The sequence below is a fragment of the Bradyrhizobium sp. 22 genome (assembly GCF_000482425.1).
In the GTDB taxonomy this organism is placed as follows: Bacteria; Pseudomonadota; Alphaproteobacteria; order Rhizobiales; family Xanthobacteraceae; genus Bradyrhizobium; species Bradyrhizobium japonicum_B.
The window spans coordinates 1-16,749 of the sequence record NZ_AXVG01000029.1; the positions used below are offsets into that span (position 1 = coordinate 1).

The 16,749-nt window shown below is 62.1% G+C and carries 21 protein-coding genes and 2 pseudogenes; 6 read left to right on the forward strand and 17 right to left on the reverse strand.

Going from position 1 to position 16,749, the window contains the following annotated elements:
* Positions 1 to 254 (forward strand): integrase core domain-containing protein (locus K410_RS0100005; protein ID WP_028132957.1); only part of this gene is annotated, 254 nt, incomplete at its 5' end.
* A 74-nt stretch (positions 255 to 328) separates the two neighbouring features.
* A complete protein-coding gene (locus K410_RS36170) occupies positions 329 to 850 on the forward strand; it encodes a hypothetical protein (RefSeq protein WP_049819823.1) in 522 nt (173 codons plus the stop codon).
* 67 nt (positions 851 to 917) lie between these two features.
* Here K410_RS36170 and K410_RS41230 read toward each other — a convergent pair.
* The 8 genes and pseudogenes from K410_RS41230 to K410_RS0100045 all read right to left on the reverse strand — a co-directional run.
* A pseudogene (locus tag K410_RS41230) lies at positions 918 to 1,323 on the reverse strand (GGDEF domain-containing protein); the annotation flags it as partial.
* A gap of 72 nt (positions 1,324 to 1,395) precedes the next feature.
* Positions 1,396 to 2,472, reverse strand: a complete 1,077-nt coding sequence (locus K410_RS0100020; RefSeq protein ID WP_245269291.1) for a hypothetical protein — start codon at positions 2,470 to 2,472, stop codon at positions 1,396 to 1,398.
* A 44-nt stretch (positions 2,473 to 2,516) separates the two neighbouring features.
* Entirely contained in the window at positions 2,517 to 3,764 is a 1,248-nt protein-coding gene (locus K410_RS0100025; RefSeq protein ID WP_028132960.1) for a type II toxin-antitoxin system HipA family toxin, read from the reverse strand.
* Complete coding sequence (locus K410_RS0100030; RefSeq protein ID WP_028132961.1) at positions 3,757 to 4,092, reverse strand: helix-turn-helix domain-containing protein; 336 nt, start codon at positions 4,090 to 4,092, stop codon at positions 3,757 to 3,759. The genes K410_RS0100025 and K410_RS0100030 overlap by 8 nt, the downstream gene beginning before the upstream one ends.
* 247 nt (positions 4,093 to 4,339) lie before the next feature.
* Entirely contained in the window at positions 4,340 to 5,596 is a 1,257-nt protein-coding gene (locus K410_RS0100035; RefSeq protein WP_049819879.1) for a DUF2130 domain-containing protein, read from the reverse strand.
* Positions 5,576 to 5,811, reverse strand: a pseudogene (locus K410_RS40195) (cupredoxin domain-containing protein); the annotation flags it as partial. The gene K410_RS0100035 and the pseudogene K410_RS40195, both read right to left, overlap by 21 nt.
* A 74-nt stretch (positions 5,812 to 5,885) precedes the next feature.
* Positions 5,886 to 6,227 carry a helix-turn-helix domain-containing protein gene (locus K410_RS0100040; protein ID WP_049819824.1) on the reverse strand — a complete coding sequence of 114 codons (342 nt, stop codon included), beginning with the start codon at positions 6,225 to 6,227 and terminating at the stop codon, positions 5,886 to 5,888.
* Positions 6,224 to 6,595: a type II toxin-antitoxin system RelE/ParE family toxin gene (locus K410_RS0100045; protein WP_028132964.1), complete on the reverse strand. Its 372-nt coding sequence runs from the start codon at positions 6,593 to 6,595 to the stop codon at positions 6,224 to 6,226. Before K410_RS0100045 ends, K410_RS0100040 begins: the two co-directional genes overlap by 4 nt.
* Before the next feature lie 147 nt (positions 6,596 to 6,742).
* On the opposite strand from K410_RS0100045, the gene K410_RS0100050 reads away from it, so the two are divergent.
* The gene (locus K410_RS0100050) at positions 6,743 to 9,430 is read left to right on the forward strand and encodes an AAA family ATPase (protein ID WP_028132965.1); all 2,688 of its coding nucleotides are present in this window, start codon (positions 6,743 to 6,745) and stop codon (positions 9,428 to 9,430) included.
* 27 nt (positions 9,431 to 9,457) lie between these two features.
* Positions 9,458 to 9,787, forward strand: coding sequence for a hypothetical protein (locus tag K410_RS0100055; RefSeq protein ID WP_028132966.1), 330 nt, complete (start codon positions 9,458 to 9,460; stop codon positions 9,785 to 9,787).
* 6 nt (positions 9,788 to 9,793) lie between these two features.
* On the opposite strand, the gene K410_RS0100060 is transcribed toward K410_RS0100055, so the two are convergent.
* The 8 genes from K410_RS0100060 to K410_RS0100090 all read right to left on the reverse strand — a co-directional run bounded on the left by K410_RS0100060 (position 9,794) and on the right by K410_RS0100090 (position 14,842).
* Entirely contained in the window at positions 9,794 to 10,216 is a 423-nt protein-coding gene (locus K410_RS0100060; RefSeq protein ID WP_028132967.1) for a hypothetical protein, read from the reverse strand.
* A 50-nt stretch (positions 10,217 to 10,266) separates the two neighbouring features.
* Positions 10,267 to 10,497: a hypothetical protein gene (locus K410_RS36175; RefSeq protein ID WP_049819825.1), complete on the reverse strand. Its 231-nt coding sequence runs from the start codon at positions 10,495 to 10,497 to the stop codon at positions 10,267 to 10,269.
* A gap of 355 nt (positions 10,498 to 10,852) precedes the next feature.
* On the reverse strand, positions 10,853 to 11,596 hold the full coding sequence (gene istB / locus K410_RS0100070) for an IS21-like element helper ATPase IstB (protein ID WP_012041725.1): 744 nt from the start codon (positions 11,594 to 11,596) through the stop codon (positions 10,853 to 10,855).
* A gap of 11 nt (positions 11,597 to 11,607) precedes the next feature.
* Positions 11,608 to 13,140, reverse strand: coding sequence for an IS21 family transposase (gene istA / locus K410_RS0100075; RefSeq protein WP_080672096.1), 1,533 nt, complete (start codon positions 13,138 to 13,140; stop codon positions 11,608 to 11,610).
* 163 nt (positions 13,141 to 13,303) lie between these two features.
* On the reverse strand, positions 13,304 to 13,756 hold the full coding sequence (locus tag K410_RS36180) for a DUF6602 domain-containing protein (RefSeq protein WP_049819826.1): 453 nt from the start codon (positions 13,754 to 13,756) through the stop codon (positions 13,304 to 13,306).
* A complete protein-coding gene (locus K410_RS40780) occupies positions 13,753 to 13,926 on the reverse strand; it encodes a hypothetical protein (RefSeq protein ID WP_210164222.1) in 174 nt (57 codons plus the stop codon). Before K410_RS40780 ends, K410_RS36180 begins: the two co-directional genes overlap by 4 nt.
* Before the next feature lie 215 nt (positions 13,927 to 14,141).
* The gene (locus tag K410_RS40785) at positions 14,142 to 14,564 is read right to left on the reverse strand and encodes a nucleotidyltransferase domain-containing protein (protein WP_210164223.1); all 423 of its coding nucleotides are present in this window, start codon (positions 14,562 to 14,564) and stop codon (positions 14,142 to 14,144) included.
* A gap of 14 nt (positions 14,565 to 14,578) precedes the next feature.
* A complete protein-coding gene (locus K410_RS0100090; RefSeq protein WP_028132969.1) occupies positions 14,579 to 14,842 on the reverse strand; it encodes a DUF1883 domain-containing protein in 264 nt (87 codons plus the stop codon).
* Positions 14,843 to 15,061: 219 nt separating this feature from the next.
* Here K410_RS0100090 and K410_RS0100095 point away from each other — a divergent pair, with 219 nt between their 5' ends.
* Entirely contained in the window at positions 15,062 to 15,523 is a 462-nt protein-coding gene (locus K410_RS0100095; RefSeq protein WP_245269292.1) for a hypothetical protein, read from the forward strand.
* A gap of 7 nt (positions 15,524 to 15,530) precedes the next feature.
* On the forward strand, positions 15,531 to 16,097 hold the full coding sequence (locus K410_RS0100100) for an ImmA/IrrE family metallo-endopeptidase (protein WP_028132971.1): 567 nt from the start codon (positions 15,531 to 15,533) through the stop codon (positions 16,095 to 16,097).
* A gap of 26 nt (positions 16,098 to 16,123) precedes the next feature.
* Here K410_RS0100100 and K410_RS36185 read toward each other — a convergent pair whose 3' ends face one another.
* Positions 16,124 to 16,672 (reverse strand): NYN domain-containing protein, encoded by a 549-nt coding sequence (locus K410_RS36185; protein WP_049819827.1) that lies wholly within the window; start codon positions 16,670 to 16,672, stop codon positions 16,124 to 16,126.
* Between the last annotated feature and the right edge of the window lie 77 nt (positions 16,673 to 16,749).

The following is a 16,749-nucleotide window of genomic DNA, read 5'->3' on the forward strand; positions in this document are numbered from 1 at the left end:
CTTATCGCAGCACCCTTATGGAGGCCGGCATGACGGCATCAATGAGCCGCAGGGCCGATTGCTACGACAACGCCCCGATGGAAAGCTTCTTCCATACCCTGAAGACCGAGCTCGTCCATCATCGCAACTACAAGACCCGAACTGAGGCCAAGCGCGATATCTTCAGATTCATCGAAGGATTCTATAACCGGACAAGGCTCCATTCCGCACTCGGATATATCCCCCCGATCGAGATGGAGCTAAAAGCCGCTTAACCCGTCCACTTTATCGGGGGAAGATCACAGACGACGAATACACGATTGCTTGGGTTGTGGCGCCAAATGGCACGATGAAAATCGGGCCGCCTTATGCAAAGCCGATAGAGCTGGGTTGGCAAGCGTTTGCACTCTCACTCGTTGCCAGCGAAGTCACCGACGACGAAAAGGAAGTGAACCTTCGCTTTCTGCACGATCCCCTCAATTACAACTTCGTGACGACCGCACAAGGCAAGCTGGGTGACCTTCTGCGGCGCGGCCGTTGCGCAATCGGCGATCCGGTAGCTGTGGACTATCTGCCGAAGGTGAGTAAGAAGCAGATCGAGAAGGGTGACCTGTGGAGAGTTCAGCTTTCGGTCAATTGCAACATTCCGGGGCCTCGTTATTTCACCCGCGATGGAATCGTCATTTTCGAGAAATGCGAAGGGCAGGATTGGGAGCCGCAATCGTTCTTCGCAAAGCGCATCGCCACGTATGCTCCCGGCTCATGGTTCGACCGTCCAGACTCGAAAGAGCAAGAGACATTCGATGCAGCCCGAAAAGCCTTTGAGGGGGCGGGCGTGCCGCTGCGATCATTACAGGCGCCTTCGAGGTGAGGCGCGATCTCTCTCGTGGTAAAGCCGCGATGGCTCGACGGAGCTTGATTTAGATGCAGCGTGCGCAAACAGCCGGTGACGGCAGATTCAGCGCGTGCAGCATGCCGAGGTCGCGAAACGCTCGGCGCGCGTTTCTCGCCGACGGGCTCGCAGCCGCCGGCGTCCGTGCTCTGCAGCATGAGGGCGAACGGCCGGCCGGCGGACTTGGGCCGCCAGGATCCGCGCCACCGCGCGGAGGCATGCGTCGCCGGCCTGATGGCCGTATTGATCGTTGAACTTCTTGAAGTGATCGACGTCCACCTGCAACAACGAGAGAGGCGTGCCGTCGCGCTTGGCCCACGTCCATTCCTCGGTCGCTCGTCGAAATGGCGCCGGTTTGCGATGCCGGTCAAACCGTCGGAGGTGCCGAGCGCGGCGAGCTTGTCCTGCAGGTCCCTCTGTTCGGTCATGTCGCGCGAGATCGCCACCACGCCGCCCGGGAAGTGTCGTCATCGGATCAAAAGCCAATACAGGTGATTTCTATAATTTGGTTCCGCGGCTGGGCTTCAGGTTTCGCCGCTGATGCGTCCCTCCTCGCCGAGCGGTACGATCCAGCCGCCTGCGCAGTCATACCGGGCTAATTCATCAGCATGCACGGCCGTCGCCAAGCGATTGCGCACAGTGTCCGGCTCTGCGTCGATGGCTGCGCGAATGAGATCGCGCTCGATCCCGACAAGGACCGGTCGGAGGTTGAGACGAGCGAGCACTTCCTGGTCGGCGGGTGCGAGATCGGCGTCGGTGACTGGTCCCGCGCGGGTAACGATGCCGCCGACAAGGCCTCCAATGGCGCTTACCTTCTCCACGTCCCTTATCGGAGCGGCATCGAGCAGCGCTCGCGCGTGTACGAGATCGTCCCGGAGCCTTCGGGCAAATGGTTGATACGTGAGACGATGGAGGGCGCCCGCCAATTCGGCATGACCGAGTGGCTTGATCAAGTTGGCGATATGCAACCGAAGAAGGCCGATGAACAGCGCGTTTTTCTCTTCGGGAGCGATTGGCTCGCCTTCATCGACGGGATCGCGGACCGAGAGATGGACATCAGCTGGACCAGCTTCAGCCATTCCCCAGCGCGTTGCGATTGCGATGCGCTTCACCGTGACTTTGCGACCTTGGGCGGTGACGTCGATCCGCCCAGCCTGCGTCCACGCTCGATCCAGCGCCTTCGCGGGTCCTCCGACATCATGGCAGCCTTTTGCCTCGGCCACCGTTAGGGAGGAAAGGTCAGAGGCGCAGGCGATCCAATCGGGCAGGTCGCCGCGAAACAGGCGCTTGACCCTGACCTGTCTGCGGCGGTCCAAGTCGATGGTTCGGCTGCCGAGATGTGCAAAGATCGAAAGATTGAGGTGTTGTTCGAGATAGGCGCGGGCGACGAAGCGTCCAAACAGACCCGAGAGCGCGACCTTGACTTCGCGCGCCTGTCCTAGGGGCTCCTTGAAGACAAAGGGCGTTCCCGCACCGGTCGGCGCCAGCAGCGCGTCGAGAATGGACCACGCGCCATAGGCGGCACCGGGTGTCTGCAGCACCTCCCTAATTCCGGCATCCTCGATATCGGAGATTTCAAGATCGACGGTCGGGCCGGCCACGGGGCTCGCGGCTGCAGGGTCGAAGCTATGAAGAAATGTCCGTGTCAAAGCGCTAGCGCTCGTTTGAGATCGTCGTGCTCGAACGCGCTGGCCATGCGGTTGATTTCGGCCGCGCGGGCGCCGACGGCTTTGGCCGTGTCGCGCCAGGTCGCGGTCGCGGTCGCGACGTCCTTGATGATCGCGCGGGCCTGCGGCAGCGTAAGCCCAAAATATTCCGACGCGGCTTCGAGCAGATCGAGCGAGCAGGTGCCTTCATCGAGGTCGATGTTCGTCGTCAGCACCCGCGCCTTCACGTCGGCGGGGACGGGATTGAGGTCGTAAGCCGGCGAGAGCGACCATCCCGTCTTTCCCAGCCAGAGGAAACCATGGTTGCGCAGATGATCATCGACATTGGAGATCAGCACGTTGAAGACGACACGCCGGTAGAGGGCGTGAGCGTCCGTCTTTCCTTGCGCACCATGTTGCGCGAGAGCGTCGACAATCTCCGGATAGCTTCCGCGCTCGCCGTCTTTGGCGCCCATCATCGCCATGGCCGACAGGAACGGGATGCGGACGGCGTCATTGCGATCGAAACGGCGTGACAGCATGACGGCCTTGCCGGCCACCTCGATCAGTTCGTGTTGCGGAGTGGCGATGCCGGCCTTGCTGGCGAGCCGCAGTGCAATCCCCTCCCAGGTCTCCATGCTGTAGTCGTCGGTCTCCTTCGGAAACTTGGCGATCGAGAGATTGCCGTGCTGGTCGACGACCGAGGCCTTCGGCCGGGCACCGCCGAGGGAAGAGCCGGGCGCGAAGATGAGCTGGAGATCTTCGTCCGTTTCCTCGTCGCGGAGAATGCGCTCGGTGATCTGGAGCAGTCGGCCGAGTTCGATCAGGGCGGGCACACCAGCGCGGGTCGGCGCCTGGAAGGTCTCTTCGCCGACCCAGCGGAAGCGGAGTGCGCCAAGTCGCGTTTCGTCGGCAACACCGAGCAGATAGTCACTTTCTGCAAGCGTGCGAACCGCGCGGCCTTCGCGGTCGGCGAGGCGGCGTTCGGCGCGCTGCATGAGACGGCGGCCCCAGGTGTCAGGCGCGGAGTCGCCGATGGAGCCGAACGTTGCCAGTCCGGCAGGAGGAGCAAAGGCGCCGCGCGTCAGGGCGAGGGCGGGTTCCAGTGAGAACCGGTCCGGATCGTCAAGCCACGCGCCATCGTATTCGAAGAGGATGGTCTCTGAGCCTCGGGCACGATTGCTCCTTGCCAGTCCGATGCGGCGCGTGCGGCCGCCGAGATCGATATGCACCTCGAAGTCAGCCATTGCTTGAGGCTCCGGTCTTGCGCTTGAGGTGGATATGCTTTGGCAGCTCGGCGCTGGCGAGCGCCTGGCCGACACTGTCGTTGCTGATGTCCGCGACCTTGATCAGGCCGTCGAGCAGGCCGAGCGCCTGAAGAACGCCGGCATAGATGCCGATACTGACGTTGGTGTCGCCGGCCTCGACTCTTTGCAGCGTCGAGCGGGACGTGAAGGCGCGCTCGGCGACGACCGCCATCGGCAGCCGCCGGCGCCGCCGGGCATCGTGGATGTCGGCGCCGAGCTTCCGCAGGGCCCGTCGAACGGCGGCGGGAGGATTGTGTGGGGTCGGCATTTGGTACCTTCATGCTACAGATTTGCCAAATATGTAGCACGAAGCTTACAAATATTCTAGCCCTCAGGACCGGTATTCCCGTAGTGAGACGGCGAGGCGTTCGCCAAAGCGTATATAATCGGCCAGGAAAAAGGCCTGTTGGTTCAGGACTTCAGAAACCGGCGTAATCTCCGAAGGTCGATATTTGCATCTCGTGACCGGGTTGAGGTGAGCCCATTACCTGTGAGCGCGAGCTGTTCGCGCTCCCTCATCCGGCCTCCCGCTCGGTGACGATGCTATCTTCCAGTAGCGGAAGGTCGAGGCTCGGAATTTCAGGCATGGCCTTGCCCGCGATGGCCTGAAGGTCTCCGACCATTCCAACCGTGGTGTCGATAACGGCCAGTATCTGCGTCTCCCGCTTGGCCCACTGGCGGCCCATGAACTTTCGTTCTTTGTCGAGATCGTCGCGCATGTCATTGAACTTCTCGACCACAGCCTCCACGCGCTGCCTGAATTTGGTCCCTGTCAGGTAGTTATAGACCTGCTCCATCTTCGTTTGCTGCCCTTGCTGGACCAGGCGCGAGCTGCTCACGTCGATCAGGCCTTGGCGCAGCGCCACAGCAACCGGCAGTGCGCAGCGCGGATGAGCCACCCATACGCCGTCAACCAGGTCAAACTGCTCGATATGCTTCGGCAGGGCGTGGGAAATGATGAGGGCGATGTCAGCGCCGGAACGGCGCTGATCGTCACGCAACTTGGCCAGCCAGCCATCGCTCCAGGCCTTCGTGCGCTTGGTTTCCCAAAGGATCATGCCGGCAGGCTGGCCGATCTGGCCATTCACCTGCTGGACAACGTCGGCGCCAAGCTCGCCCTTGCCGACCGGTTCGATGGTGTCCGTCGGAAAACGTCCGCGCAGAAGCTCCTCCAACTCAAGTTCGAGGACCTCACCCTGGGACTGCTGTGATCCTTGCTCGGCCTTGCGTTTCAGCTCCTCGATGGTCCGCGTCATCGACTCGATGGTCTGGTCTTTCTCCGCGACCCGCAGCCGCGCGGCTTCATCGGCTTCCTGCCGGGCCTTGACATGAATTTGCTCGATGGAGGCCTGCACGCGCTTTTCGACCGTGAGGTCTAGCTCGCGCTTCTCGTCATCGAGCGCCCGCTGCTTGCGCATCACTTCAGCGTGGGCCTGTTGCGCTTCCGCCAGCTTGGCATTGTTGGCATCGAGCATCTGGCGAAGCTCAGCGTTCTCGCTGGCCTTTGTCGCAAGCTCAGCTGAGGCCGCCTCGCGCGCCTTCTTGGCCTCGATGGCGACCAGCTCGCTGCGTTCTGCCGCGAGGCGTTGCTTGACCTGGTCATCGAGTGTCTCGCGCTCCTTCTGCAGTTGCTCGCGCTGCTGGCGCAGTTCATCAGACTTGCGCGCAACCTCCGCGTCCTTGCTGGCAAGCTGCTCCTGAAAACGCTGGCGAGTCTCCGCCAGAAGGGGGGCGGCGAGGGATTCCGTAAGCCGGACGTTCAAGACAAGCATCAAGCCGCCCCCGCCATTCTGCTCGACGTTGTTGTTGGCCGTGTGATGCGGGATATGGCAATGCACCAGCCATTAGGATACGCCTTCCCGTTGATCGTGAAGTAGTTTGGGAGTTCTCCTTCCATCAGCATCGCGGGATAGGTCAGCCATTCGCGCTTCAACCACTCCTGTAGCTGAATGGTGTAGTCGAGATGATCTCGTGGTTGCAATTGGGGCAGTGAATGATGGGTTCATGCGCGGCCCCAGCCACGGTTGCCTTGAATGTCATGAACCCTCCCGTTCCGTCGCCTTAAGCTGGAATAAACGTGATCCGGCCAGCCTCTCCACGCTTTCTGTGCGGCTTTACCGTTATTTCGACATCCTGATCGAACGCTGTCAGCATTCGCATCAGCTTTTCCACCGAAACCAGCTTGAAATGGCCCCGGAGCAGCTTGGACAGGTCCGGTTGCTTCATCTCGACCAGCTTGGCGGCATCGGTTTGCGTAATCTCCCGCTCTTCCATCAGCCGTTTCAACTGAACGACTAGGGCAGCCTTGAGCTGGTGCTCCTCGGCGTTTGGCAGGCCGAGGTCAGCGAAAATGTTGCCGGTGCCCCGGCTATGGGCAGGCAGCTTTTTCTTCATGCTCATCATCGGTCTCCCTTTGTTGCCTTATGGATCGCTTCGGCGTCCCGCAGACGCTGGCGCACCAGGTCAATGTGCCGCTGCGGTGTCGCAATGCCGCTGGTGGACTTTTTCTGAAACGCGTGCAGGACGTACAGGACGCCCTCCAGCCGCGTTGTGTAGACGGTTCGATAGGTATCGCCGTCAAAGTTGTCGCGAATCTCCAGAACCCCGCTCAAGCCTTTAAGGGGCTTGGCGTTGCGCGGGTGTTCACCGAGCTGCGCTTCGAAAAGTGACTGGCCGATCTCGCTTCGGACAGCCGCGGGAAAAGCCCGCAGGTCCTTCTTGCTCGAACCCACGAAAACCGTGGGCTTGACCGTGCGCAGTAGATCATTCACGGGATTATAGTAATATACCTATAAGCCGCTGTCAACGATCCAACGAAGGTGAGGGGAGAGGGCGCTTGACAACAGAAACGAGCCACCCTCCATTGCCACAATCAATGATTTTGCATTGCCCCTCATACAATTTTTCCCGGAGCCCCCATGGCCGGTGACGACGATCTGTTTGACTGGTGCGCTGCACGCCCGCTCTGGCAACAGGAAGCCATCCGTCTCCTGAGCGCAAGACCGTCGCTGGACGCCGATGAACTCAACCAGCTTGAGCAGGCCGTTCGAACCGCAGCTGGGCTTTCCAATGAAAAGCCGCCAGCGTGGCCCGCATTGACCAAGACCCACCTGAAGGCGGGTAACCGGTTCGCGCCGGTCACTGTTCTGGGCTCCATTGGTCCGCTACGCAACATCGACCGGTTGGCCGCCGAGCAGCCGCCGCTGAAGTTCGCGATCAACGGCGTGACGCTCATTTACGGGCCCAATGGTTCGGGCAAGAGCGGCTATTGCCGCATTGCCAAGAAAATCTGCCATTGCCTGCATGACGTGACGTTGCGGGGCAATGTATTCGAGCCGGAATCGGCCGATCCCCGTGAGGTGACCCTGACCTTCCGCGTCGATGGCGATAAAAAGCGCACCGTGGTTTGGGATGATCGTAGCGCGCCGCCGCCGGAACTCGGCAGAATCTCCGTCTTCGACAGCGATGCTGCCGGCCTGTATGTCGACGCCGAGCGCAATATCGAGTTTCTGCCATTCGAGCTGGCCCTGCTGACCAATCTCGCTGAGGTGCTGCGTACCCTGGACAGCCGCTTCAAGGCCGAAGAAGCGCGCCTGACCAAGGCGCACCAGGCGCCCCTGCCGCTCGGATATGACAAGCGCACCAAAATCGCGGCGCTGTTGGCGAACCTAAAGCCGGATCAGCATCTGCCCAGCGAAGAGGCTATGCGGGCTTTGGCGACCTGGAGTGACAAGGACGAGGCCGACCTTCAGGCGATCAAGCAAGAGCTCGGCCGTGACCCGGTCCTCCTGACGCGGGTGAAGGAGGCCAGCAAGTCGGCAGTCCAAGAGTTGGTAGCCAATGCCGATGCGATCTTCGATGCGATCGGCAACGCGGGCCTGGCGAGACTGAAGCAGGCGCAGCAAAAGGCGGCGTCGACACGCGAGGCCGCCAAGACCGCCGCTGCCGCCCTGGCGGCAGAATCAGCTGTTCCGCAGTTGGGTAGTGACACCTGGCGTCAGATGCTGATGTACGCGCGCGATTTCGCGGCCGAAGCATACCCGGCCGCCGAACCGCCGCAGCTGGCGACGGCCGGCACCTGCGTCCTCTGCCATCAGCCGCTCGACGGCCCGGCCAAGGCACGCTTGGCCGCGTTTGACGAGTATGTCCAGGGCCGGGCCAACGCGGATGCCGAGACCGCGAGGAACGAGTTCGCGGGAATCGCCAAAGCGATCCTCGATCTGAAGATCTCCGGCGGTCAGGACATCAAGGACAGGCTCGTCAATTTCGTTGAGGGCTCGAAGCCGCGTCAGGCCCTGGCCGACAGGATGGAGCGGTTTTATGCGGCCAGCCAGGAGCGTCACACCTTGGTCTGTGCAGCCGTCAGGGCCGTCGACTACGCGCGTCTTGGCGGTCTCGCAGATCTCGACCGGTCAGCGATTGACGAGCTGCTGGGCGAAGTGGCTGTCCTCGCCAAGGAAATCGAGGCATTGAAGCCTTCGGCAGATGACACCGCCAAGCGTCAGCGGCGCCAGCAGGAGCTGGATGAACTGGAGGCGCGGAAGAAGTTCTCCGCCGACATCGGGACGTTCGTGGCCCGGCGCAACTCGCTTGATTTGCTCGTGAAGACCAAAGCGTGCACGGCGGCCTGTGCCGTCGCCAGCGTCACATCCCACATCACGCGCATCAGGCGCAAGGTTTTGACCACGTCGCTGCAAACCAGCCTTCAGGATGAGATCGTTGCACTTGATCTGCAGCATCTGCCGCTCAAGCTCGCCGACCGTGGCGAGGTGGGCAAGAGCAAGGTTCATATCGGGCTGGAGGCCCAGCAGAAGGTCGGCAAGAACAGCGACATCCTGAGCGAAGGAGAGAAGCGGGCGCTGGCGCTCGCGGGCTTTCTCGCGGAGCTGAAGGAAGTCGGCGCCCGGCACGGGATCGTCGTCGATGACCCGGTATCGTCGCTAGACCACGCTCGCATGGAGGCCGTCGCAAGGCGACTGGTGAAGGAGGCCGCTGCCGGCAGGCAGGTGATCATCTTCACGCACAACCTGTTCTTCCACTACGCCGTCCTTGAGGCGGCCCACGAGCTGAAGGTGCGCGTGCGGGAGGAATGGATCGCCAAGCACGGTGATGGGCGGTTCGGGATCATCGACAACAACCAGCAGCCATGGATTTCCATGGGAGTGACCAAGCGGCTGTCGATCATCGACGACCTGCTCCAAAAGAAGAAGGCAACGTATTCGGAAACCGACGAAGCCAATCGTTCGTTTGTGACGGATGTCTACACCAAAATGCGCGAGACCTGGGAGCACGCGATCGAGGAAATCCTGTTCGCCGGCGTTGTCGGCCGCTTCCGGCCCAATGTCGCGACGATGAGGCTGAGGGCCGCCCACGTCGACAAGTCCGACTACGAGGCGATCTATGCCGGCATGACGCGATGCTCGAAATATTCCGGCCATGACCAAGCGGCGGGCATACCGCCTGGTCCTCCCAAGTTCGCGGATATCAAGGCAGACTTCGATAAGCTCAGCTCGTATGTCACTGCGGCGAACACCCGGCGGAAAACGCTGGAAAAAGAAGGCCAAGCCTATGAAGAGGGGCCGATGGCGGCCGACGTTCTTGATTGACCGTCAGCTGACAGCTCTGGTGCGGACATGAAGCTGCGGATCTGGCTGCCCCTGCTCTGGCTTTGTTGCGGAACAGCACCGAGCTTTGCGGATGGCGCCGGCATGTTCCTGTGCCGCTCTCCGGTCGTGGCCAACGACTTCTGGACCGACCTCAACCAGGTTGCCGGCGCTGGCGTGAAGCTCAATATGGATATTGCGCACAACATCGCGCAGAAGAATGGCTGCCCGTTCGTGTCGTCACCTAACCTCAAGCCGATTGATTTCGTTGCCGGCCAGATGGCCATCACGGATGGCAAGATCAAAGGCTGGGCCGCACCCCAGCTGTACATCATGTACGTCAACCGGCCCGCAAACTGAGCCCTGCTATCTGGCAGTGGTAGGTTTCTTTGCTGTTGGATACTTCGGCTCGACGATTGGTTTTGGCAGGTGCCCCTGCGCGACCGCCCAATCGCTGAAATCGTTGAATTCCCTGCACGAGGCTTCGTAGACCGCCACGAACTTCTGAATCGCGCGCGCGATGACGAGCACCGTTTCAAATTCGGAGATGGTCGCCTTGTCCGGGCCGGTGGGATGCTTCAGCCAGTTGATGAACAGGTTGAAGTTTTCCTGGGGTTTCAGCCGCTGCAGCAGCCGAAACAAATATTCGACGGTTGCTTCGGGCAGTTGGCCTTCGGCCGCGGCTGCCAGCGTCATGGCGCATTCAAGCTGGCCCTTATGTAGGTGCTCGATCGCGGCCTTGGTTTGCCGCAATGCTGACAGCTGCTTCGTGGTCTCCACGTCGGCCATCACTCCTCCGTTCAGCAAAAGACCCGTCTCACGCGGGTCCTGCGCTACAATCAGCCTTTCAAGAACTTCGCGTAGGCGCGGATGTCGATCATCGGTACCGTTGCCTCGGCCTGCAGGTGCGCAATCAGTTCGAGCAGGAATGCCGTTGCTGCCCTGGTGCTGGGCTCAATCGCCGTTTCGCCATCCTTTCGGTAGAAGTTGCCGTGGGCCGCAACGCAGCCCATATCCAGCGGCGCAATGGCTGCCGCCGCTTGGAGTGCGCTCTTCAGCGGATCGCCCATGGGCGGCGACCATGCGCTTTCGAACGTCAGCAGGCCGCCGATGATATGCCCCGGCGTCTTGGCCGGCTGTAGGCCGCCAGCGGAGGGAATTGGCAGGCTGGTGTGCGGATTCCGACGAAGTCGCCCAGGCGTACCGATATGAAGTCGCCCGTGGATTCCGAGACGATGTCGCCCACCTTTCCGATTTGATCTCGCCCAGCGGCGAGGCGTTCTGGCCGGCTGGTTCTCTGGCACCGGTCAAGCCGCGCGGTCAACCGGAAACCCCAACTCAAACCATTTTTCTTCTTCTGCGGTTGCTGTGGGCATGTGGACAACGCGATTGCGTTGTCCAAGCGCAGCGGCATGTCCACAGCGCTCAGGTCTTTCGGGCGGATTGCCGAGTTCGGCGCAGGCTCTCACCGGTGAGGTCGAGCCGATGGGCATTGTGGACGAGGCGATCGAGCACGGCGTCGGCATAGGTGGGATCTCCAATGAGCAGATGCCACTGGTCCACGGGGAGCTGGCTGGTGACGATGGTGGAGCGATGACCGTAGCGATCTTCGAGGATTTCCAGGAGATCGTGACGGGCGCCGGCATCGAGCGGCTCGAGCCCCCAATCATCGAGGATCAGCAGATCGACACGGCCAAGGCCACGCAACAGGCGTGGGTGACGACCGTCGCCGCGGGCGAGCGCCAGATCGTCGAACAGGCGCGGGACGCGCTGATAGAGCACGGAGCGATTGTCGCGACAGGCCTTGTGGCCGAGCGCCGAGGCGAGCCAACTCTTGCCGACGCCTGCCGGGCCGCAGATCAGGAGATTGACGTGGTCGTCGATCCAACGGCCCTCGACAAGCTTGGCGAACAGCGGGCGGTCGAGACCGCGCGGGGTGCGATAGTCGATGTCCTCGACGCATGCCTGCTGGCGCAGCTTGGCGTAGCGCAGGCGAGTGGCGAGCCGTTTGTCGTGCCGCAGCGAGGCTTCACGTTCGAGCAACAGAGCAAGCCATTCGGCGTGACCGAGGCTGCCAGCCTCACCGGCGGCTTCGATGTCGGCGAAGGCCTTGGCCATGCCGTGGAGGCCGAGGGCGTTGAGGCGGTCGAGGGTCGGATGGGTGAGCAAGGGACGGTCTCCTAATTGTAGTAGCGCGGTCCGCGGATGTTGGCATGCAGGATCGGCGCATCGTCCGCGGAGCGCTGGTGAGCGGGACGCCGATCGAGATTGTTGGCGAGGATCGACTTGACCGAGCCATAGGTGCGCGCGCCGATGTCGATCGCCCGCGCAGCCGCCGCGTCCAGCCGTTCGCGCCCATAGGAGGCGGCGAGCCTGAGGATGCCGAGGCAGGCGCGGAAGCCTTGTTCGGGGTGCGAGCGCTCGTCGAGAATGAGGTCGCACAATGCGCTGGTTGCCGGCCCGATCGCGGCGGCGTCCTGACGGATACGCCCGATAGTCCAGCCGGCGTAGCGCCGATGGCTGGAGGCCATGTGCTCCGGCACGGTGGAGTGCTTGTGATTGCCACTCATGCGCTGATGCGCGGCAATCCGCTCGCCCTTGTGGAAGATCTCGACGGTGCGGGCGGTGAACCGCACCTCGACCTCGGCACGCGCGAAGCGATGCGGAACGCTGTAATAATGCTTCTCCACCTCGACGTGGTAGTCGAGGCTGACGCGGCGGATCCGCCACTCGGCGAGCACGTAGGGGCTCGCCGGCAACGGCTTGAGCGCCGGCCGGTCGATCTCCTCGAGCAGCCGGCGGCGCGTCACGCCGAGCCGCCGGATCGGCCGCTCCTCGTTGAGCCTGGTGAGCAACTCGCCGATCGCTGCGTTGACCTCGGCGAGGCTGTAGAAGACGCGGTGGCGCAGGCGACCGAGCAGCCAGCGCTCGATGATGAGGACGGCCTGCTCGACCTTGGCCTTGTCGCGCGGCTTGCGAGGTCGCGCCGGCAAGACGGCCGTGCCGTAATGCGCGGCCATCTCCGCATAGGTGCGATTGATCTGCGGGTCGTAGAGGCTCGCCTTGATGACTGCGACTTTGGTGTTGTCAGGCACCAGGAGCGCCGGGACGCCGCCGATCGCCGCGAAGGCGCCAACATGGGCGCTGATCCAGTCGGCGAGCCCCTGCGTCCACGTCGCCTGCGCGTAGGTGAAGCTCGAGGCGCCGAGCACGGCGACGAAGATCTGCGCCGTCCTCCGCTCGCCGGTGAGGCGGTCGACCACCACCGGCACGCCGTCGCCCGCGTAGTCGACGAACAGCTTGTCACCGGCCGCGTGCGCCTGGCGCATCGTCACCGACAGGCGTCCCTCCCAGGCGCGGTAAAGCTCGCAGAAGCGCGAGTACCGGTATCCGCCGGGCTCGGCGCCGATGTACTCCTCCCACAGGATCGACAGCGTCACGTGCTTGCGCTTGAGCTCGCGGTGCACCGCCGCCCAATCGGGCTCGGCGATGCGGCGATGACCCTGCCGGTTACCGTTGCCGGTCTTGGCGAACAGGCGGGCCTCCAGGGCCGCGTCCGTGAGTTCGTCGGGCAACGGCCAGCTCAGGCCTGCGGCCTCGAACCGCCGGATGGTCAGCCGCACTGTCGAGGGCGCCGCGCCCATCCGCCGAGCAATCTCGCGGCTCGGCAGCCCAGCCGCCTTCATCCTGATCACATCGCGCACACGGCGCATCGCAAGCCTCTCCGTCGGCATCCAGGGTCCCCCTTCGCAAAGCCGAAAGGTTGACCCTATGGGAGCCAGAAGAGGTCTCGTCACCCCGGGTTCGCTCTTGCGATACCCGGGCGACATCATCCCGGAATCGTGGGCGACATCATCTCGGAACGGGTGGGCGACTTCAAATCGGAATGGTGGGCGAGATCATCTCGGAATCCTGGGCGACATCGATCGGAATCCGCATGGTGCGATGCAGGGCGCGGACGCTGGCAATCTTCTTTGCCGCATAATCGACTTGGCCGGCATCGATCGATTGCTTTGCTTCAAACACCGCGTAGACGCTTTCGGCCGGGATCACCAACGTGCCGTCCTGGTTGAAGATCAGCGGCGTGTATTGCCGGTCGTAGATGACGATGTCGAGTTGCTGGCTGGTGGTGTCGGTACTATCAATGACGAAAGCCTTGGCCACGCGGTAGCGTTGGGGCAGGTAATTCGTCAGCAGTTCGATCCAGATGCCCTCTGAGGCGTCGCCTTTGGCGACGGCGTGGCCGATGACCTCCCGGCTGCGCTGGAGCCGCATCTCGATCTCACCATGCAGGCCGGCCAGGAGTTTCTCGAGCGACCAGCCGCTCATACGACGATGTCCCGCCAGTATGGCGCCGCCAGCGCTGCGGCGGCTGCGGACTTGATCGCCTGCTTCTCCGCCACGGTCAGGTCGTCGGAAATGATGTTGTTGGTGTTTGCCGGATCGACGAACCGCGCTGTCAGGATGTTGTCGCGCAGGTAGGCGAAGATCGTCCGCATGTTATCGGCGAGCGGGGTCAGGAACTTCAGCTCCAGCGCCTTGATGACCGCCAGCTCCAGATAGAACGACGGAAACTCCAGCCCCTTCTGGGTCCGCCAGAGCTTGATCAGCCTGATCTCGGCCTGGCGCCCCGAGTTCTTGACCTTCTCGATGTGCTGGCTGACATCGGTTTTCGTCCAGGTGTCGCCGCGCCGCTTGTAGAGGCTGTGGTCGTTTACAGCCAGTTCTGGCGCTTGCCCGGGACCAGATCGACGGAATGGCCGAAAACGCTGATGCCGATCGAGACGTTCTGTAGCCGCGGCTGATATCCGGCCGCCTTCAGCGCCACCACCAGCGTCTTGTGGACGTCGGCCAAGGATTCCGGCGTGTCCGGGGACAGTGAGATGAAGAGGTCGAGGTCAGTGCCGCTGCGGTTTGCCGTACCCTTCGCATAGGAGCCGCTGGGCGAGACGTCGAGCAAGAAGCGGCCCGCCCATTGGCGCAGCACCGGCTCCATCGTTCCGGGCACGAGCAGGGCCGGGGACGCCAACCCGGTGCCAACCAGCTCGCGCGCTAAGATGGAATTCAGGTAATCCTGTTCGGACATCATGCGCCAGCCTTGAGGATTAGCCAGGCCATACAAATCGAGCGCGTTCATCGACGACACCGTGCCTATGAGAACACCCGGACGCCGGCCCGAATGGTGCCGGCGCGACCGCCCAGGTCGATCGCAACGTGCCAGTGACCCGACTGCGGGACGCGGAGTCTGATCGGGGACTGGCGCGCTTCACCACCGAAGTAGCGGTGCTGCCCGCCCTGGCGGTAACTCTGGAAATTGCTGGCGTCCATCAGTCGCACGTTGGCGGCGTGATCGAGGCTGACCTCGACCACTTCACCGCCGTTGAGATGGCCCAAATCGTTGTGAATGAAGTTCATGGCTACTTGTCCTTAACGGTCGTGTTTGGGTGCGACTGGCCGTGCTTTGTCGTGACATAGCGGCCGCTGATCGCGCTGCGGTAATGCGGCCCGCTCGACCCGTGCTTGCCGGGGGCCTCGTGGACAGTTGTGCTCGGGTGGCTGCGACCATACTTGGGAGTCACATACTGCCCGGTCGTTGCGCTGCGGTAGGAGCCGCCCCCCTTAGAAGATTTCGACATGCTTGATATCTCCAAATCGGCAATTGCCAGAACGGCATCAATTGCTAGATTGCAATTTTGGCCCGATTCGGGCCCGAGATCAAGGCAGGCGGATCCAGGGCTAATGGCTTCAGGAAAATTTGACGGGGAGGCGTTCTTTGCTGCAATCGACAGCGTGCGAATCACGCGCGATCTCACTTGGAAGAAGGTGGCTGAACAATCGGGCGTGCCGGCATCGAGCCTAACGCGCATGTCGCAAGGGCGCCGTCCGGATGTGGATAGCCTGGCCGCACTTTGCGCTTGGTCCGGGCTTAAGGCCGAGCAGTTCACCCGTGGCGTCCAGAAGCCGAAAGAGGCGCGGGAGCCCCTGGCGGAGCTGACGGCGCATTTGCGCGCCGATCCCAATCTATCGAAAGAGGGCGCCAAGGCACTGGAGGCGCTCATCAAGGCCGCGTACCAGCAGTTCAGGAAAAGGCAATAGCTGGGAAATGGCCTTACGTCGGGGGTTCAAAGCCGAAGCAAATTGGTATGCGAGCAGCCTCCGCAAGGAGCTGGACATCGCACCCCACCTTCCGCTTTGCCCCTGGCAATTGGCCGAGCATCTCGAATTCCCTGTCTTCCCGCTGAGTGACTACGCCAAGATCGCGCCCGAAGCCGTTGCCTACCTGCGAACAGTGAACGGCCAGAAGGACTTTTCAGCGGTGACTTTGGCCGCGGGGCAGGAGCGCTTCATTGTCCACAACGACGCCCATGATGAAAAGCGCCAGGCCGCCGACATCAGCCATGAGCTGGCGCACGGTCTGCTGTTGCATCCGCCAATGAGAATCCTCGACCCGTCGGGCATGCGCAATTACGACAGGGCAATGGAAGAGGAAGCCAACTGGCTCGGACCCGCGCTTCTCGTCTCGGATGAAGCCGCCATGCATATTGCGGCGCTTGGGCTGACGATCGCCAAGGCCTCAGACATGTACGGCGTAAGTGAGCCGCTGGTCCGGATGCGGCTCAACGTCACCGGTGCCTACCAGCGTGTGGCAAACCGTCGCCGTTTTGCCTGAACTTTAGAGGGCCGGTCAGGCGGGTGCTACGCAGCCGCGGACGGTGCGGCCCGGGTGAATTCATCAAGCTTGCCGTCCAGTTCGAAGAAGTTCGCCGCAGTGTCGCGGAGCTCCTTTGCGGCTTGGCCCCAAAAGGCCACCTCGACCTTGAAGCCGCGCTCGATGAGTTTTGCGACAACCGGCACATAATCCGAGTCCCCGGCAACCAGCAGGATATCGTCGTTGTCCTTGTCGATGATGTTGAACGCGTCATCCATCATGGCCGTGGCGATCGCCACGTCGACTTTCTTCTCCTTGTTGCCGGCGTTCTTGTTGTAGACGTGGGTCCTGAAGCCGGCCTTGTCGACCATCTTCCAGAATGAGTCGCCCGGAGGCGGCGAGCCCCACAGTTTGGCGACGGTGTCCTCCCCGCTGACGTATTTGTACAGCTTTCCGTAGTCGAGCACCCAACCGTGATCCACAATGCCGTTTCTCATGGCTTCGGCGATGTTCTTCGCCTTGCCCTTTTTGACGGCCGATACGCGGGAGCCTTCGATGTAGAGGTTGGAATTGTCGACATAAGTATAGGTGGTCATGCGGGCTCTTCTCCAATGAGGATCGTGAAAAAATGATCAAAATAACGATTTGGAAAAATAATGCCCCGAGCGAGCGG

Excerpts from the sequence above, each read along its gene's own strand:
- K410_RS36170 (WP_049819823.1), top strand. The coding sequence starts at position 329 with ATGAAAATCGGGCCGCCTTATGCAAAGCCGATAGAGCTGGGTTGGCAA.
- K410_RS36175 (WP_049819825.1), bottom strand. The coding sequence starts at position 10,497 with ATGGGCGATCCGCTGAAGAGCGCACTCCAAGCGGCGGCAGCCATTGCG.
- K410_RS40785 (WP_210164223.1), bottom strand. The coding sequence starts at position 14,564 with ATGAACGCGCTCGATTTGTATGGCCTGGCTAATCCTCAAGGCTGGCGC.
- K410_RS0100040 (WP_049819824.1), bottom strand. The coding sequence starts at position 6,227 with ATGATGAGCATGAAGAAAAAGCTGCCTGCCCATAGCCGGGGCACCGGC.
- K410_RS0100095 (WP_245269292.1), top strand. The coding sequence starts at position 15,062 with ATGCTTGATATCTCCAAATCGGCAATTGCCAGAACGGCATCAATTGCT.
- K410_RS0100030 (WP_028132961.1), bottom strand. The coding sequence starts at position 4,092 with ATGCCGACCCCACACAATCCTCCCGCCGCCGTTCGACGGGCCCTGCGG.
- K410_RS0100050 (WP_028132965.1), top strand. The coding sequence starts at position 6,743 with ATGGCCGGTGACGACGATCTGTTTGACTGGTGCGCTGCACGCCCGCTC.
- K410_RS0100025 (WP_028132960.1), bottom strand. The coding sequence starts at position 3,764 with ATGGCTGACTTCGAGGTGCATATCGATCTCGGCGGCCGCACGCGCCGC.
- istA (WP_080672096.1), bottom strand. The coding sequence starts at position 13,140 with ATGCGCCGTGTGCGCGATGTGATCAGGATGAAGGCGGCTGGGCTGCCG.
- K410_RS0100060 (WP_028132967.1), bottom strand. The coding sequence starts at position 10,216 with ATGGCCGACGTGGAGACCACGAAGCAGCTGTCAGCATTGCGGCAAACC.
- K410_RS36185 (WP_049819827.1), bottom strand. The coding sequence starts at position 16,672 with ATGACCACCTATACTTATGTCGACAATTCCAACCTCTACATCGAAGGC.
- K410_RS0100090 (WP_028132969.1), bottom strand. The coding sequence starts at position 14,842 with ATGAACTTCATTCACAACGATTTGGGCCATCTCAACGGCGGTGAAGTG.
- K410_RS0100100 (WP_028132971.1), top strand. The coding sequence starts at position 15,531 with ATGGCCTTACGTCGGGGGTTCAAAGCCGAAGCAAATTGGTATGCGAGC.
- K410_RS40780 (WP_210164222.1), bottom strand. The coding sequence starts at position 13,926 with ATGCGGACGATCTTCGCCTACCTGCGCGACAACATCCTGACAGCGCGG.
- K410_RS0100035 (WP_049819879.1), bottom strand. The coding sequence starts at position 5,596 with ATGCTTGTCTTGAACGTCCGGCTTACGGAATCCCTCGCCGCCCCCCTT.
- K410_RS36180 (WP_049819826.1), bottom strand. The coding sequence starts at position 13,756 with ATGAGCGGCTGGTCGCTCGAGAAACTCCTGGCCGGCCTGCATGGTGAG.
- K410_RS0100055 (WP_028132966.1), top strand. The coding sequence starts at position 9,458 with ATGAAGCTGCGGATCTGGCTGCCCCTGCTCTGGCTTTGTTGCGGAACA.